The following is a 15,295-nucleotide window of genomic DNA, read 5'->3' as shown; positions in this document are numbered from 1 at the left end:
GGCGTCCGAGGCGACGTCCGAGACGGTGTCCAAGGCGACGTCCGAGACGGTGTCCAAGACGGCTTCCGAGGCCGCGCCCGAGAAGGAGCGCGTCACGGCAGGGGCGGCAGCGGCGACCGGGACCAGCGACGCCGGCACGGCAGCCTCCGGCGACACCGAGAGCGGTTCCAACGCCGCCGACTCCGGCTCCGGCTCCGGGGGCAAGAGCTCCGGGGGCAAGAGCTCCGGGGGCAAGAGCTCCGGGGGCAAGAGCTCCGGGGGCAAGAGCTCCGGGGGCAAGAATCGGGCCGCGCAGCTCGCCCGGCAGCAGGCCGCCGTCGACGCCACCCGGCAGAAGCGGCTGCGGGACTCCGACCCGGGCCGCTTCGGCCTGCGCCGCTCGGTCCTCGCCGAGGCCGGCGTCGCCGTCGTCCTGCTCGCCGTCACCACCGTCCTGACGTCGACCGAACCCGGCCGCACGGAGCAGGACGCCGCCAAGGCCAACAAGTCCTCCGCGTCCTCTGCCTCGTCCTCCGCCGCGGACTCCACCTCGGGGGCCCTGACGCTGGACATGTCGTTCGACACCGGCGGCACCGACGGCAAGGGCGTGGTCAGCGTCGACCTCGACCCCGCGCGTGCCGGTGCCAACGAGATGCACATCTACGTGACCCGGCCCAACGGCCGCGCCTTCGACGTACCCGAGGTCAAGGTCGCCTTCACCCTCGAAGCCAAGAGCATCGGCCCGCTGCCCGTCACCCCCGACCGCATCACCACCGGCCACTGGGCGGCGACCGGAGTGCAGATCCCGCTGGCCGGCGAATGGAAGATCGCCGTGACGGTCCGGACCTCCGACATCGACCAGGTGACCGTCTCCAAGAACGCGCAGATCGGCTGAACCGCACCATGCCCGACCAGTCCAAACCGCAGACCCGCACCCCCGTGGACGACGAGGGCACCCCCTCGGAAACCCCCTCCGAGACCTCGTCGGAAACCCCCTCCCCCAAGGGTCTGACGCGCCGCCGGCTGCTCGGCACCGCCGGCACCACCGGGCTCGTCCTCGGTGCGGCCGGCGGTGCCGTGGGCTATGCGGCCGCGCCCTCGCAGGCGACGCCGCTCTCCTCGATCGGAACCGAGGAGGTGATGTTTCACGTGAAACACCAGCCCGGCATCACCCAGGGCCTCCAGGCGCGCGGTCACCTGATCGCCTTCGACCTCGCGGCCGGCGCGGGCCGCAAGGAGGCCGCCGTACTGCTGCGCCGCTGGTCGGAGACGGCCCGGCGGCTGATGGCGGGCGAGGCCGCGAAGGACGGCGACACGGACGTGGCGCGGGACGCCGGCCCCTCCTCGCTGACGGTCACCTTCGGCTTCGGCAACAGCTTCTTCGCCCGCACCGGTCTGGAGAAGCAGCGCCCGGTCGCCCTGGACCCGCTCCCCGACTTCTCCTCCGACCACCTCGACAAGGCCCGCAGCAACGGCGACCTGTGGGTGCAGATCGGCGCGAACGACGCCCTGGTGGCCTTCCACGCCCTGCGCGCGATCCAGAAGGACGCGGGCAGCGCGGCGAAGGTCCGCTGGCAGATGAACGGCTTCAACCGGACACCGGGCGCCACCGCCCACCCCATGACGGCCCGCAACCTGATGGGCCAGTTGGACGGCACCCGCAATCCCAAGCCGACCGAGTCCGACTTCGACGAGCGCATCTTCGTCCCGGCGACCGGCGCCAAGGACCCGGCGTGGATGGCGAACGGCTCCTACGCCGTCGTACGCCGTATCCGCATGCTCCTCGACGACTGGGAGAAGCTGTCGCACGCGGCGCAGGAGCAGGTCATCGGACGGAAAAAGGCCGACGGGGCACCGCTGACGGGCGGCACCGAGACGACCCCGATGGACCTGGAGAAGACCGACGCGAACGGCGATCTGGTCGTCCCGCTCAACGCGCACGCCCGCATCACCCGCCCCGACGAGAACGGCGGCGCGGCCATGCTGCGGCGGCCCTTCTCCTACCACGACGGCATCGACGCCGACGGCACCCCGGACGCGGGCCTGCTCTTCGTCTGCTGGCAGGCGGACCCGCTGCGCGGCTTCGTCACCGTGCAGCGCAAGCTCGACCGCGGCGACGCCCTGTCGACGTACATCCGCCACGAGTCGAGCGGCCTGTTCGCGGTGCCGGGCGGCGCGGCCGAGGGGGAGTACGTGGGCCAGCGACTGCTGGAAGCGTGAGGTGAAAGGCGAGGCGAAGCCCGAGGCAAAGGCTGGGGTCAGAGGCAGGCGAAAGGTCCGGTGAAAGGTCCGGTGAAAGGTCCGGTGAAAGGTCCGGTGAAACGTGGGGCGAAAGGTGGGGTGACGCGCGAGGTTACGCCTTGTCGCGCGGATTCATTCCTGTGAGGGGCTGTCAGGGAGATACATGGGCCCCGGCTCGGCAAGGGCCATTAGGGTGAGGTCATGCCAGCCAGCTATGCCTATCTCGGCCCCGAGGGCACCTTCACGGAGGTCGCCCTGCGCACCCTTCCGGAGGCGGCCACCCGGCAGCTCATCCCGTACGTGTCGGTGCAGTCCGCGCTCGACGCGGTGCGCACCGGCGAGGCCGAGGCCGCGTTCGTGCCCATCGAGAACTCCGTCGAGGGCGGCATCACCACGACGCTGGACGAGCTGGTGGCAGGCGCGCCGCTGACGATCTACCGCGAGGTGCTGCTGTCGATCACCTTCGCGCTGCTGGTCCGGCCCGGCACGAAGATGACGGACATCAAGACGGTGTCCGCGCATCCGGCCGCGCAGCCGCAGGTGCGCAACTGGCTGAAGGCGAACCTCCCGGACGCCCTCTGGGAGTCGGCCGCCTCGAACGCGGACGCCGCCCGACTGGTCCAGGAGGGGCGTTACGACGCCGCCTTCGCGGGCGAGTTCGCCGCCGCCCGCTACGGCCTGACGGCCCTGGAGACCGGGATCCACGACGCCGAGAACGCGCAGACCCGGTTCGTGCTGGTGGGCCGGCCCGCCCGGCCCGCGGCGCCGACCCGCGCGGACAAGACGTCCGTCGTGCTGTGGCCGCGCGACGACCATCCCGGCGGCCTGCGCGACCTGCTGGGCGAATTCGCCACCCGGGGCGTCAACCTCATGCTGCTGCAGTCCCGGCCGACCGGCGCCGGTATCGGCAACTACTGCTTCTGCATCGACGCCGAGGGGCATATCTCGGACCGCCGGATGGCCGAGGCGCTCATGGGGCTGAAGCGGATCTGCCGCGAGGTGCGTTTCCTGGGCTCGTATCCGCGTGCGGAGGTGAGCCCGGCGGACGTGCCGTCTCCGCTGCCCGGGACCTCGGACGGGGAGTTCGTGGCGGCGTCGGACTGGGTGGCGCGCTGCCAGGACGGCCGCTTCTAGTCGCTTCCAGCCGGTCCTACCTGCATATCTTCGTTATCCACAGAAGTTATCCACAGGGCGGCTTCTCGACCTGGGGACAAGTCGACAACGAAGTGCCGTTCGGTCGACAAATCGGCCTGGACCCCCTCGGGGCGACTCGCAACCTGCGCGTCACCCTTCGTCCACCTGTTTCCTTCGATCAATCCTTTAGGGCGACCTATTTCCACCCGAAAGTGGTCGCGGGCCGGGTTCGGGCAAGGAATTCACGGCATGCAATGGGACCTCGGAATGATCAATTCCCATGTCCACAGATCTTTCGCACACCCTGTGGATAACTATTCCGGGGGTGTGGACACCTGTGGACAACGCCGCCCCCAAGTCCCCTCCCGCACAAGGAAATCGAGTCAACGAGACGCCTGCCACATGCCCCGTCCCAGGGAGTGGGACAGTTTCCCTTGACGTGACCGGCAATTACCCCATAACGGACTGTAAGCCACGAATCAGGACTCCGCCCGTCATTCGGAATGGCGATCAGAATGGCGATCGGAATGTGAGTCGTGAGCCGCAACCCCGCACGGGTAGCCTTGGCCATGTGATTGACCTTCGCCTGCTCCGTGAGGACCCCGACCGTGTGCGCGCGTCTCAGCGCGCCCGTGGAGAGGACGTCGCGCTCGTCGACGCTCTCCTGTCCGCCGACGAGCGGCGCAGGTCGTCCGGCGTCCGCTTCGACGAGCTGCGCTCCGAGCAGAGGTCGCTCGGCAAGCTCATCCCCAAGGCTTCCCCTGACGAGAAGGCCGAGCTGCTGAAGCAGGCGAGCCAGCTCGCCGCCGACGTCAAGGTGGCCGACGCCGAGCGCGACGCCGCCGACACCGAGACCCAGGAGCTTCTGCAGAAGCTCGGCAACCTCGTGCACCCCGACGTGCCCGTGGGCGGCGAGGAGGACTTCGTCACCCTCGAGACGCACGGCGAGATCCGCGACTTCGGCGCCGAGGGCTTCGAGCCCAAGGACCACCTGGAGCTCGGCCAGATCCTCGGCGCGATCGACGTCGAGCGCGGCGCGAAGGTCTCCGGCTCCCGCTTCTACTTCCTCACCGGCGTCGGCGCCCTGCTGGAACTGGCCCTCGTCAACGCGGCGATCGCGCAGGCCACGGCCGCCGGCTTCACGCCGATGCTGACCCCGGCGCTGGTCCGCCCGCAGTCCATGGCGGGCACCGGCTTCCTCGGCCAGGCCGCGCAGGACGTCTACCACCTCGACAAGGACGACCTCTACCTCGTCGGCACCTCCGAGGTCCCCCTCGCCGCGTACCACATGGACGAGATCATCGACGCGGACAAGCTCCCGCTGCGCTACGCGGGCTTCTCGCCCTGCTTCCGCCGCGAGGCCGGCTCGCACGGCAAGGACACGAAGGGCATCTTCCGCGTCCACCAGTTCGACAAGGTCGAGATGTTCTCGTACGTCACGCCCGAGGACTCGCAGGCCGAGCACCAGCGCCTGCTGGCCTGGGAGAAGCAGTGGCTGACGTCGCTGGAGCTGCCGTTCCGCGTCATCGACGTCGCCTCCGGTGACCTCGGCTCGTCGGCCGCCCGCAAGTACGACTGCGAGGCCTGGATCCCCACCCAGGGCAAGTACCGCGAGCTGACCTCGACGTCGGACTGCACCGAGTACCAGTCCCGGCGCCTGTCGATCCGCGTCCGCGAGGGCAAGCAGGTCCGCCCGCTGGCCACGCTGAACGGCACGCTGTGCGCCGTCCCGCGCACGATCGTCGCCATCCTCGAGAACCACCAGCAGGCCGACGGTTCCGTGTACGTGCCCGAGGTGCTGCGCCCGTACCTCGGCGGCCGGGAGGTCCTGGAGCCGGTGGCCAGGTGACCGCTGGCTTCCCCTACCGCCTGATCGCGACCGACCTCGACGGGACGCTGCTGCGCTCCGACGGGTCGGTCTCGCAGCGCACCCGTGACGCCCTCGCCGCGGCCACCGCGGCGGGCGCCGCGCACATCGTGGTCACGGGCCGCGCGGTCCCCTGGACCAAGTACATCCTCGACGACCTCGGCTACCGGGGCCTCGCGGTCTGCGGCCAGGGCGCCCAGGTCTACGACGCCGGCGAGCACCGCCTGCTGACGTCGGTGACGCTGGACCGGCAACTGGCCGGCGTGGCGCTGGCCAAGATCGAGGCGGAGGTCGGCCCGCTGTACCTCGCGGCGAGCCGCGACGGCCTGGACGGAGACGTGCTGGTCGGCCCCGGTTACGCGGTCACCGGCACCCTCCCGGCGACGCCGTTCACGGACGCGTCCGACCTCTGGTCCGCGCCGCTGAACAAGATCTACATACAGCATCCGACGCTGTCGGACGACGCGCTGGCCGAGGCCGCGCAGGAGGCCGCGGGCGGCTTCGTCGGTGTCGCGATGGCCGGCGAGGGCATCGTGGAGCTGCTCCCCCTCGGCCTCTCCAAGGCCACGGGCCTCTCCCTGGCCGCCCGCCGCCTGGGCCTGAAGCCCGCCGACACGATCGCCTTCGGCGACATGCCCAACGACATCCCTATGTTCACCTGGTCCGCCCACGGCGTAGCCATGGCCAACGCCCACCCCCAACTAAAAGCCCTGGCAAACGAACAAACCACCTCAAACGACACAGACGGCGTCGCAGCAACACTGGAACGCCTACTGGGCTAGCGCCTACTGGCCCGGTAGCTACCGGGCCAGGCACCAGCAGAGGCAGCCGCATGCCGGGCCGGGCTCAGGTGGACCAGGCGCAGGGCCGGGCGGGCGCACCGGGCGCATGCCGGGCCGGACGCCAGCAAAGGCAGCCGCAGGCCAGGCACAGGCGGGCCGGGCACAGGTGGACCAGGCGCATGTGGGCCGGACGCATGTGGTCCAGGCGCAGGCGGGCGGGCGCAGGTGGGCCGGGCGCGTCTGGGCCCCGATCGCCGCAGGCGATCAGGGGCGCGGGGAACCGCGCGACCAGCCACGATGCACCCGCACACACCCACCCCCACAAGCACCCCCACCCCCACCCGGCCCAGTCCCAGTCCCAGTGACAACGCCCCTCCGGGTGGGCGGCCCACGCGAGAGCGACATCGCGTGCTCGAAGCGGCCGCCCCGGGCAGCTCCCCTGTGTGGGGCAGGTCGACGGAGGAGTAACTACTCCGGAACCCGCCCCCGGCTGCCCTGAAGGGAGCTGGACGTACTGCCGTGCGTGGGCATCGTCCCGCTCCTTTCCCGGTCGGCGGCGCCGGACCCCCTCCGGCGCTGCGGTACAACCACTGTGCCCGGCAGCCGAGTTGGACGCCAACGAATAAACCGGCCGGACGAACCGGGACTACCGGCGGCGCCACCAGCGGCGCCGCGCCTTGCTGAAGAACCAGCCCGCGGGCGGATCGTCGGAGCGCCACGGCTGCGGCTCGGGCTTCTCCGTGCGCCAGCGCGCGGCGAGCATCCGGGCCCGGGCGGACGGTTCGGACGTCTCGGCAGCCCGTATGAAGTCCTCGTCCAGGACGAGTTCGAGGTCGTGGTCGAGGTCGTCCCAGACCTCGCCCTCGGACCGCCCACGACCGCCGCTCACCGGAGTGTCGTCCGCCATCCCCGTCCTCCCAGCCGTTTCCGCCCGCTTCGCCCAGTGTGCCGAGCCCCGGGTGAAGCCACCGTCAAGACCTCAAGACCGACCGCCCCACCCGGCAGGGCCCCTCACTCCTCGCCCGCCAGCTTCAGCGTCCGCAGCTTCTGTCCCGCGTACCAGGTGGCCAGTACGGTCACCACGACCAGCAGCACCGTCGCCGTCGTCAGCCCGACGTCCGAGGTGACGAGGTCCCCGCCGGCCACCTTGTGGGCGACGGCCAGCGACCACTGCTGGATGCTGAGCGTGCGCGCACCCGGCACCAGGGAGCCGAACAGGGCCTCCCAGACGAGGGCGTAGACGAGGCCGAAGACCACCGCGTGCCGCGACACCGTGCCCAGCAGCAGGAAGACGGCGGCGTAGGCGATGGAGGAGACCAGCGCGGCCACCGTGTAGGCGACGGCGATCTGCTGGCCGTTGCCGTTGAGGATGAAACCGGCGATGAGCGTGGGCAGCGCCGAGAACACCATCGTCACCGCGATCGCCACGATGAGCTTGGTGAAGATGATCGTCGGCCGCTTCAGCGGCTTGGACAGCAGGTACACCACGGAGCCGTCGTCGATCTCCGGGCCGATCGCGCCCGTGCCGGCGATGACGCCGATGATCGGCACCATCGTGGCCAGCGCGAGCCCGCCGAGCAGGTCGGACGCCGTCTGGTCGTCGGCTCCGGCGAGGCCGCGCACGACCACCGAGATCGCGATGAGCAGCAGGGGCAGCGCGCTGAGGATGAGGGCCCGGCGGCGGCCGAGCAGGGCCCGGTAGGTGAGCCGGGCGACTGTGGGGTCGTACATCTGGGGCCTCCTACGCCGCGACGAGATACGAGAAGACGGACTCGAGGGACTCGTCGGACGGCGAGACCGTGAGCAGCCGGATGCCGTGGTCGCGGGCGACCCTCGGCAGCAGGGCCGTGAAGCGGCCGAAGTCGACGGCCTGGATACGCAGCGCGCCCTCGGCGACGTCGACGTCGATGCCGGCCGTCGACGGGTCGGCGATCAGCGCGGCGGCGAGCGCCCGATCGTCGCTGGAACGCACCAGGTAGCGGTGCGGGCGGTCGGTCATCAGCCGGCGGATCTTGCGGAAGTCGCCGCTGGCCGCGTGCCGGCCCGCGACGACGACCTCGATGTGCCAGGCGAGCTGTTCGACCTCTTCGAGGATGTGCGACGAGAACAGCACCGTGCGGCCCTCGTCGCCCATGCGTCGAAGCAATTCCATGAGCTGCATGCGCTGGCGGGGGTCCATGCCGTTGAAGGGCTCGTCGAGCAGGAGCAGCGAGGGGTTGTGCACCAGGGCGCTGGCCATCTTCACGCGCTGGCGCATGCCCTTGGAGTACGTGGAGATCTTCCGGTCCTGCGCGTACTCCATCTCGACCGTGGCCAGCGCCTGCTGGGCCGCCTTCGCGCCGAGACCGTGCAGCTCGGCGTTGGCGACGACGAATTCGCGGCCGGTGAGGAAGTCGTACATCGCCTCGCGCTCGGGGACGATGCCGATGTGCCGGTAGATCGCCTCGTTGCGCCAGACCGGCTGCCCGTCGAGGGTGACCGTGCCGGTGGAGGGGGCCAGGAAGCCGCCCATCATGTTGATGAGGGTGGACTTCCCGGCGCCGTTGGGGCCGAGCAGGCCGGTGACGCCGGGGCCGATGCTCATGGTGACGTCGTTGACGGCGACGACGTTGCCGAACCAGCGGGAGACGTGGTCGATGCTGAGCGTGGTCACAGGCCCACCTTCTGGTAGCGGCGGATCAGGAGGCCGTAGCTCGCGGCGATCAGGCCCAGGACGACGAGGACGTAGACCACGCCCTCTCCGTTGGTCGGACCGACCCCGCCCGGGAAGGCGGAGGCCGCGCCCAGGAAGGCCGACTGCACCCCGTCGATGAGCGTGACCGGCGAGAACAGGCCGATCCAGGGGATCGAGCCGGTGCTGCCCTGCGCGTCGGCAATGGCCTGGAGCGTGGAGACGGCGCCGTAGGAGATGGTCAGGACGGCGATGACGGCGGCGATGCCGAAGCCGCGCCGCGGGGTCACCGAGGCGATGACCAGGCCGAGGCCGGCGAAGAGGAGCGAGAGCAGTGCCACGGAGACGAGTCCTTGAGCGAATCCCTTGGTCTGGTCGGCGAAGTCGAGCTTGGCCAGCAGCGCGCCCACGTACAGCACCAGCAGCGGTGCCGCGGTGAGGACGAAGAGCGCCGAGGCCAGCGCCGCGTACTTGGCGCGCACGTAGTCCGCGGTCTCGATGGGCCGCGAGAAGTACAGCGGCACGGTCTTGAAGCGCAGGTCGCGCGAGACGGACTGGGGTGCCTGCGAGGCGACGTACAGGCTGATGACGGCCTGCATGATGATCGCGTAGCGCGTGTAGTCGACGGGCAGTTCCTTGGCCTTCGTGGCGACGGCGACGGCGACCATGATGGCCGCGGGCACGCAGATCACCACGAAGAGCAGCATCGGCAGCACCTTGGACTTCACCGAGCGGCCGAGGCCGTACGCGCCGCGCAGGGACTGCGAGTAGAGGGACCGGCGGGCGTACGCGCGGCCCAGGCGGGGGCCGTCGTAGCTGCGGTAGCCGATGTTGTGGATGCGGCTCTGGTCGCCCGAGGGGGCGACCGGGTGCTCAACTGCCATGGCCGACGGCCTCCTTCCGCTGCTGGTCGTTGCTCGCGCCGGTGCCGGCGTCGCTGCCGACCTCTCTGTCCGTGAAGACCTCGGAGATGTGGTGCCTGCGCTGTTCCATGCGCACCAGGCCGAGGCCCAGGTCGGCGACCACGTCGCGGACGACGTCGTACGTCTCCTCGCCCTGCGCGGTCAGCAGCAGGACGTGGCCGGCGCCCGGCAGACCGCCGTCGCCGTCCAGGACGTCCACCCCGCGCGCGTGAAGCGCCTCGCGGACCGCGCGGGTGCCGTCCGGGTGCTCGTCGGTGTCGGTGACCTCGATCGCGAGGGTGGTCGTGGTCTGAGTGAAGTCGGTGGTGGAGCTGGAGCGCAGGAGCTTGCCGCCGTCGACGACCACGACGTGGTCGCAGGTGCGCTCCAGTTCGCCCAGCAGGTGGGAGGTGACCAGGACCGAGATGCCGAAGTCGGTGTGGATGCGGCGGATCAGGCCCAGCATCTCGTCCCGCCCGACCGGGTCGAGGCCGTTGGTCGGCTCGTCCAGGAAGACCAGTTGCGGGTCGTGGACGAGGGCCTGGGCCAGCTTCACGCGCTGCTTCATGCCGGTGGAGTAGCCGCCGATGGGGCGGTAGCGCTCCTCGTACAGTCCGACGTGGCGCAGGGTGTCCGCGGTGCGTTCGCGCGCGGCGGTGGGCGGCAGGCCGGACATCCGGGCCATGTGCACGACGAACTCGGTGGCCGAGACGTCGGGCGGCAGGCAGTCGTGCTCCGGCATGTAGCCGACCCGCTCCCGGATGGCGGCGCCCTTGGTGGCCACGTCGAGGCCGAGCACCTCGGCCCGGCCCTCCGTGGCGGGCGAGAGACCCAGCAGGATCTTGATGAGCGTGGACTTGCCGGCGCCGTTGGCACCGACGAGTCCGGTCACACCGGGTCCGATGTCCATGGACAGCCGGTCGAGCGCGGTCACCCGGGGGTACCGCTTGCTCAGGCTTTCGGTCGCGATCACAGTCACAGCCCCGAATGTAGTGACGCACGCCACGGGAATCGTCAGACCTCAGAGCCGTCTTCGCGTCAGACCTCAGGTGTACGGGCCCGTAGGGGTTCTGCTGCCTGAGAGCTACGGGCGCCGGCTCCGAGGGCTTGCCCCGCCCTATTGACGGTGTATCTAGCGAGTGTCAGATTCGGGCGCGAAGCCGAAACGAAAGCCGAATCGAAAGCCGAACGGAAACCGAGACGGACGCGGAGGCGGGGCGGAGTGACGACGCTGGACGGCGCGCGTGAGCCGCTGTTTCACGTGAAACAGCGCTGGGTGCGCACAGGCGGGATCGAGCTGTGCGTGGCCGAGCTGGGAGACCCCGGGCGGCCGACGGTCGTCCTGGTGCACGGCTACCCGGACAGCAAGGAGGTCTGGTCCGAGGTCGCGGCCCGGCTGGCCGACCGTTTCCACGTGGTGCTGTACGACGTACGGGGCCACGGCCGCTCCGGCGCGCCGAAGCCGCTGCGGGGCGGGTTCACCCTGGAGAAGCTGACGGACGACTTCCTGGCGGTCGTGGACGCGGTCAGCCCGGACCGGCCGGTGCACCTGGTGGGGCACGACTGGGGCTCGGTGCAGTCCTGGGAGTTCGTGACCGTGCCGCGCACCGAGGGCAGGATCGCGTCCTTCACGTCGATGTCGGGGCCGTCCCTGGACCACTTCGGCCACTGGATCAACAAGCGCCTCACCAGACCCACTCCGCGCCGGGTCGGCCAGCTCCTCGGCCAGGGCGCCAAGTCCTGGTACGTGTACCTGCTGCACACTCCCGCCCTGCCCGAACTGGCCTGGCGCGGCCCCCTCGGCAAGGCCTGGCCCGGGCTGCTGCGGCGGCTCGAGAAGCTGCCCGACACCGGCTATCCGACGGCGTCGCTGCCGTCGGACGCGGCCAACGGCGCCTGGCTGTACCGGGACAACGTACGGACCCGGCTGCGCCGCCCGCGCGCGGACGCGCACGCCCACGCGCCCGTGCAGCTCATCACGCCGCTGGGGGACAGGTTCCTGTCGGAGCGGCTGTACGACGAGCTGGAGCAGTGGGTTCCGCGGTTGACCCGGCGCACGTTGCCGGCCCGGCACTGGGTCCCGCGCACCCGCCCCGACCAGCTCGCCTCCTGGATCACGGAGTTCGTCACGTCGGTCGAGGACGGCCGGCCGAGGCAGGAGGCCACCGGCCGGCACGCCGAACGCTTCGGCGGGCAGTTGGTGCTGGTCACCGGGGCGGGCAGCGGTATCGGGCGGGCCACGGCGCTCGCGTTCGCCGAGGCGGGCGCGCGGGTGATCGCCGTCGACCGGGACGCGGAAGGCGCGGCCCGGACCGCCGAGAGGTCCCGGCTGATCGGCGCGCCCGAGGCGTGGGCGGAGGAGGTGGACGTCTCCGACGAGCAGGCGATGGAGAAGCTCGCGGCGAAGGTCCACGCCGACTACGGCGTGGTGGACGTGCTGGTGAACAACGCGGGCATAGGTCTGTCGGGTTCGTTCTTCGACACGACGCCCGAGGACTGGCGCAGGGTCCTGGACGTCAACCTGTGGGGCGTGATCCACGGGTGCCGTCTCTTCGGCCGGCGGATGGCGGAGCGCGGGCAGGGCGGCCACATCGTCAACATCGCCTCGGCGGCGGCCTATCAGCCCTCCAAGGTGCTGCCCGCCTACAGCACCTCCAAGGCGGCGGTCCTGATGCTGAGCGAGTGCCTGCGCGCCGAACTGGCCGGTGAGGGCATCGGGGTCACGGCGATCTGCCCCGGCCTGGTCAACACCGGCATCACCGCGACGGCGACCTTCGTGGGAGTGGACGCGGACGAGGAGCGACGCCGTCAGCAGCGCTCCACGCGCGCGTACGGGCTGCGCAACTACCCGCCGGAGAAGGTGGCGGACGCGATCCTGCGGGCGGTCGCGCGCGACGAGGCGGTGGTCACGGTCACTCCGGAGGCGAAGGCCTTGCATGCCCTGTCGCGGTTCCTGCCAAGGGCGTTGAGGGCGCTGGCGCGGGTGGGACCCTCCGGGAACAGCCCGGTGAGCCGCCGTGACCCGTCACCCGATCTTGGTGAAAGCTCCTGAAACGGCGGGCAGTTGTCCACAGAATCTCCAATTAGCCTGTGGATAACTACAGTTGGTTGTGGATCAAACCTCCGGCACAAAATAAATGCGTGATCCACGTCTCTCCCGTCATGCTGAGCGGATGGACGAGAACGACAGAGAGAACAGAAAGAGCGGGGAGAGCGGGGAGAGCGGGGACGAGAGACGCACCGTGAAGGTGTCGAAGTACCTCTCGAAGCATCTGCGGCACCAGCCCGAGCGCATCGGCCTCACCCTCGACGAGGCCGGCTGGGTGGAGATCGACGAGCTGATCGCCGCGTGCGCCGCGCACCACTTCCCCTTCACCCGGGACGAGCTGGACCACGTCGTCGCCGCCAACGACAAGAAGCGCTTCGCGATCGACGGCACCCGGATCCGCGCCAGCCAGGGCCACAGCGTCGAGGTCGACCTCGGACTGCCCCCGGCGACCCCGCCGGCGTACCTCTACCACGGGACCGTGGCCCGCTCACTGGACGCGATCCGGGCCGAGGGGCTGCGGCCCATGAACCGGCACGACGTGCACCTCTCGCCCGACCGGGAGACCGCGACCCGGGTCGGCGCCCGCCGGGGCCGTCCCGTGGTCCTCTCCGTCGACACGGGGGCCATGCACCGAGACGGTCACGTCTTCCACGTCAGCGCGAACGGAGTATGGCTGACGAAGGCCGTACCGCCGCGCTACCTGCGTTTTCCCGAGCATCACTGAGCTCAGTCAGTGGCTGTCCCGCGGCGCACGGTGACTGTTTCACGTGAAACACGGTCGCCCGCATACGCTCGATGACATGAGTCTGCGCCTGAGCACCGTGATCCTTCCGTACCTCCGTTGGAACGAGGGCGGCCGTTCCGCATGGACACGGGCCGAGCAGCTCGGCTTCCACACGGCGTACACCTACGACCACCTCTCCTGGCGCAGCTTCCGCGACGGCCCGTGGTTCGGCGCGATCCCGACGCTCACCGCCGCCGCGACCGCCACCGAGCGCCTGCGGCTGGGCACGCTGGTGACCTCGCCGAACTTCCGGCACCCGGTCACCCTCGCCAAGGAGCTGATCTCCCTGGACGACATCTCCGGCGGCCGGGTGACCCTGGGGATCGGCGCGGGCGGCACCGGTTTCGACGCCACAGCCCTCGGCCAGGAACCGTGGACCCCGCGTGAGCGCGCCGACCGGCTCGCCGAGTTCGTGCCGCTGCTGGACCGGCTGCTCACCGAGGACGCCGTGTCCTTCGAGGGCGACCACTACTCGGCGCACGAGGCGCGCAACATCCCCGGCTGCGTCCAGCGCCCCCGGCTGCCCTTCGCGGTCGCCGCGACCGGACCGCGCGGGCTGCGGCTCGCGGCGCGGTACGGGCAGGCGTGGGTGACGACGGGCGACCCCAAGCTGTACGAGAACGGCACGCCCGAGCAGTCGGTTCAGGCCATTCGCGGCCAGGCCGAGAAGCTCGCCGACGCCTGTGCCGAGCGCGGGCGGGACGTGCAGGAGCTGGACAAGATCCTGCTCACCGGGTTCACCCCGGACCGCGGCCGTCCGCTGGAGTCCCTGGACGCCTTCGTCGATTTCGCGGGCCGGTACCAGGAGCTCGGCTTCACGGAGATCGTGGTCCACTGGCCCATCCCGGACTCCGTCTTCGCCACCGACGAGAAGATCTTCGAGCAGATCGCCATGGGGGCCGCGGCGCAACTGCGCTGACCTCGGCATCAGGTCATCCGTGCCCGGCCCGTCCCTCATGTGTGCGGGCTCTCGCACGGCCGTGCGGACATATGCGCGAGAATGGCCCGGTGACCTCAGCGACTCGACAGCCCGAGACCCCGGCCGCCGCCCTCCCGCCCCGGTTGATCGCCACCGATCTCGACGGCACTCTGCTGCGCGACGACAAGTCGGTGTCCCCGCGCACGGTCGCCGCCCTCGCCGCCGCCGAGGAGGCGGGCATCGAGGTCTTCTTCGTCACCGGCCGCCCGGCCCGCTGGATGGACGTCGTCAGCGACCACGTCCACGGGCACGGCCTGGCGATCTGCGGCAACGGCGCGGCGGTGGTCGACCTGCACGGCGGCCCCGGCGCCCACCGGTTCGTGAAGGTGCGCGAGCTGGCCCGGGAGAACGCGCTGGACGCCGTACGGCTGCTGCGCGACGCGGCACCCGGGACCATGTACGCCATCGAGCAGACGTACGGCTTCTACCAGGAGCCGGAGTACCCGAAGATGCACATGGAGATCCCCGACGCCCTCGCGCCGGCCGAGCACCTGCTCGCGCCGGACGCGCCCGGGGCCGGCGAGCCGGTGCTGAAGATCCTCGCCTTCCACCCCACGATGGACCCTGACGCCTTCCTCACCCTCGCCCGGCTGGCCATCGGCGACCGCGCCGACGTCACCCGCTCCAGCCCCAGCGCCCTGCTGGAGATCAGCGGCCCCGGCGTCTCCAAGGCCAGCACGCTCGCCCTGTGCTGCGCGGAACGCGGCATCTCGCCGGAGGAGGTCGTCGCGTTCGGGGACATGCCGAACGACGTCGAGATGCTCACCTGGGCCGGCCGGTCCTACGCGATGGGCAACGCCCACCCGGACGTGCTCAAGGCGGCCTCCGGACACACGGTCGCCAACAACGAGGACGGAGTCGCCGTCATCATCGAGCGCCTGATCTCCGAACGCGTGTAACCCCCAAG

At 70.7% G+C, this 15,295-nt stretch carries 13 protein-coding genes and 1 pseudogene; 9 read left to right on the top strand and 5 right to left on the bottom strand.

Going from position 1 to position 15,295, the window contains the following annotated elements; translation table 11 throughout:
* From BMZ82_RS24045 to BMZ82_RS24025, 5 genes and pseudogenes are all read left to right on the top strand, one after another.
* Positions 1–874, top strand: a pseudogene (locus BMZ82_RS24045) (hypothetical protein); the annotation flags it as partial.
* A gap of 8 nt (positions 875–882) precedes the next feature.
* Entirely contained in the window at positions 883–2,199 is a 1,317-nt protein-coding gene (efeB, locus tag BMZ82_RS24040; RefSeq protein ID WP_093779137.1) for an iron uptake transporter deferrochelatase/peroxidase subunit, read from the top strand.
* Positions 2,200–2,421: 222 nt separating this feature from the next.
* Positions 2,422–3,354, top strand: coding sequence for a prephenate dehydratase (gene pheA / locus BMZ82_RS24035; protein WP_093779135.1), 933 nt, complete (start codon positions 2,422–2,424; stop codon positions 3,352–3,354).
* 571 nt (positions 3,355–3,925) lie between these two features.
* Complete coding sequence (gene serS / locus BMZ82_RS24030) at positions 3,926–5,203, top strand: serine--tRNA ligase (RefSeq protein WP_093779133.1); 1,278 nt, start codon at positions 3,926–3,928, stop codon at positions 5,201–5,203.
* Complete coding sequence (locus BMZ82_RS24025) at positions 5,200–6,003, top strand: HAD family hydrolase (RefSeq protein ID WP_093779131.1); 804 nt, start codon at positions 5,200–5,202, stop codon at positions 6,001–6,003. Before serS ends, BMZ82_RS24025 begins: the two co-directional genes overlap by 4 nt.
* 646 nt (positions 6,004–6,649) lie before the next feature.
* Here BMZ82_RS24025 and BMZ82_RS24020 read toward each other — a convergent pair.
* From BMZ82_RS24020 to BMZ82_RS24000, 5 genes are all read right to left on the bottom strand, one after another.
* Complete coding sequence (locus BMZ82_RS24020) at positions 6,650–6,910, bottom strand: SGM_3592 family protein (RefSeq protein WP_093779129.1); 261 nt, start codon at positions 6,908–6,910, stop codon at positions 6,650–6,652.
* Between the two features lie 104 nt (positions 6,911–7,014).
* Entirely contained in the window at positions 7,015–7,734 is a 720-nt protein-coding gene (locus tag BMZ82_RS24015; RefSeq protein WP_093779127.1) for an ABC transporter permease, read from the bottom strand.
* A gap of 10 nt (positions 7,735–7,744) precedes the next feature.
* Positions 7,745–8,656 carry an ABC transporter ATP-binding protein gene (locus tag BMZ82_RS24010; protein ID WP_093779125.1) on the bottom strand — a complete coding sequence of 304 codons (912 nt, stop codon included), beginning with the start codon at positions 8,654–8,656 and terminating at the stop codon, positions 7,745–7,747.
* Positions 8,653–9,558, bottom strand: coding sequence for a hypothetical protein (locus tag BMZ82_RS24005; RefSeq protein ID WP_093779123.1), 906 nt, complete (start codon positions 9,556–9,558; stop codon positions 8,653–8,655). The genes BMZ82_RS24010 and BMZ82_RS24005 overlap by 4 nt, the downstream gene beginning before the upstream one ends.
* Complete coding sequence (locus tag BMZ82_RS24000) at positions 9,548–10,549, bottom strand: ABC transporter ATP-binding protein (protein ID WP_093779153.1); 1,002 nt, start codon at positions 10,547–10,549, stop codon at positions 9,548–9,550. Before BMZ82_RS24000 ends, BMZ82_RS24005 begins: the two co-directional genes overlap by 11 nt.
* A 249-nt stretch (positions 10,550–10,798) precedes the next feature.
* On the opposite strand from BMZ82_RS24000, the gene BMZ82_RS23995 reads away from it, so the two are divergent.
* From BMZ82_RS23995 to BMZ82_RS23980, 4 genes are all read left to right on the top strand, one after another.
* Positions 10,799–12,628 (top strand): SDR family oxidoreductase, encoded by a 1,830-nt coding sequence (locus BMZ82_RS23995; RefSeq protein ID WP_093779121.1) that lies wholly within the window; start codon positions 10,799–10,801, stop codon positions 12,626–12,628.
* 121 nt (positions 12,629–12,749) lie between these two features.
* On the top strand, positions 12,750–13,349 hold the full coding sequence (locus BMZ82_RS23990) for an RNA 2'-phosphotransferase (RefSeq protein WP_093779119.1): 600 nt from the start codon (positions 12,750–12,752) through the stop codon (positions 13,347–13,349).
* 76 nt (positions 13,350–13,425) lie between these two features.
* Positions 13,426–14,328: an LLM class flavin-dependent oxidoreductase gene (locus BMZ82_RS23985; protein WP_093779117.1), complete on the top strand. Its 903-nt coding sequence runs from the start codon at positions 13,426–13,428 to the stop codon at positions 14,326–14,328.
* 71 nt (positions 14,329–14,399) lie between these two features.
* Entirely contained in the window at positions 14,400–15,287 is an 888-nt protein-coding gene (locus BMZ82_RS23980) for a Cof-type HAD-IIB family hydrolase (RefSeq protein WP_177244632.1), read from the top strand.
* Positions 15,288–15,295 lie beyond the last annotated feature (8 nt).

It is taken from the genome of Streptomyces sp. yr375 (genome assembly GCF_900110755.1).
Lineage (GTDB): Bacteria > Actinomycetota > Actinomycetes > Streptomycetales > Streptomycetaceae > Streptomyces.
Note: the sequence above shows the minus strand (reverse complement) of the source record. Positions and strands in the feature narration are given on the sequence as shown.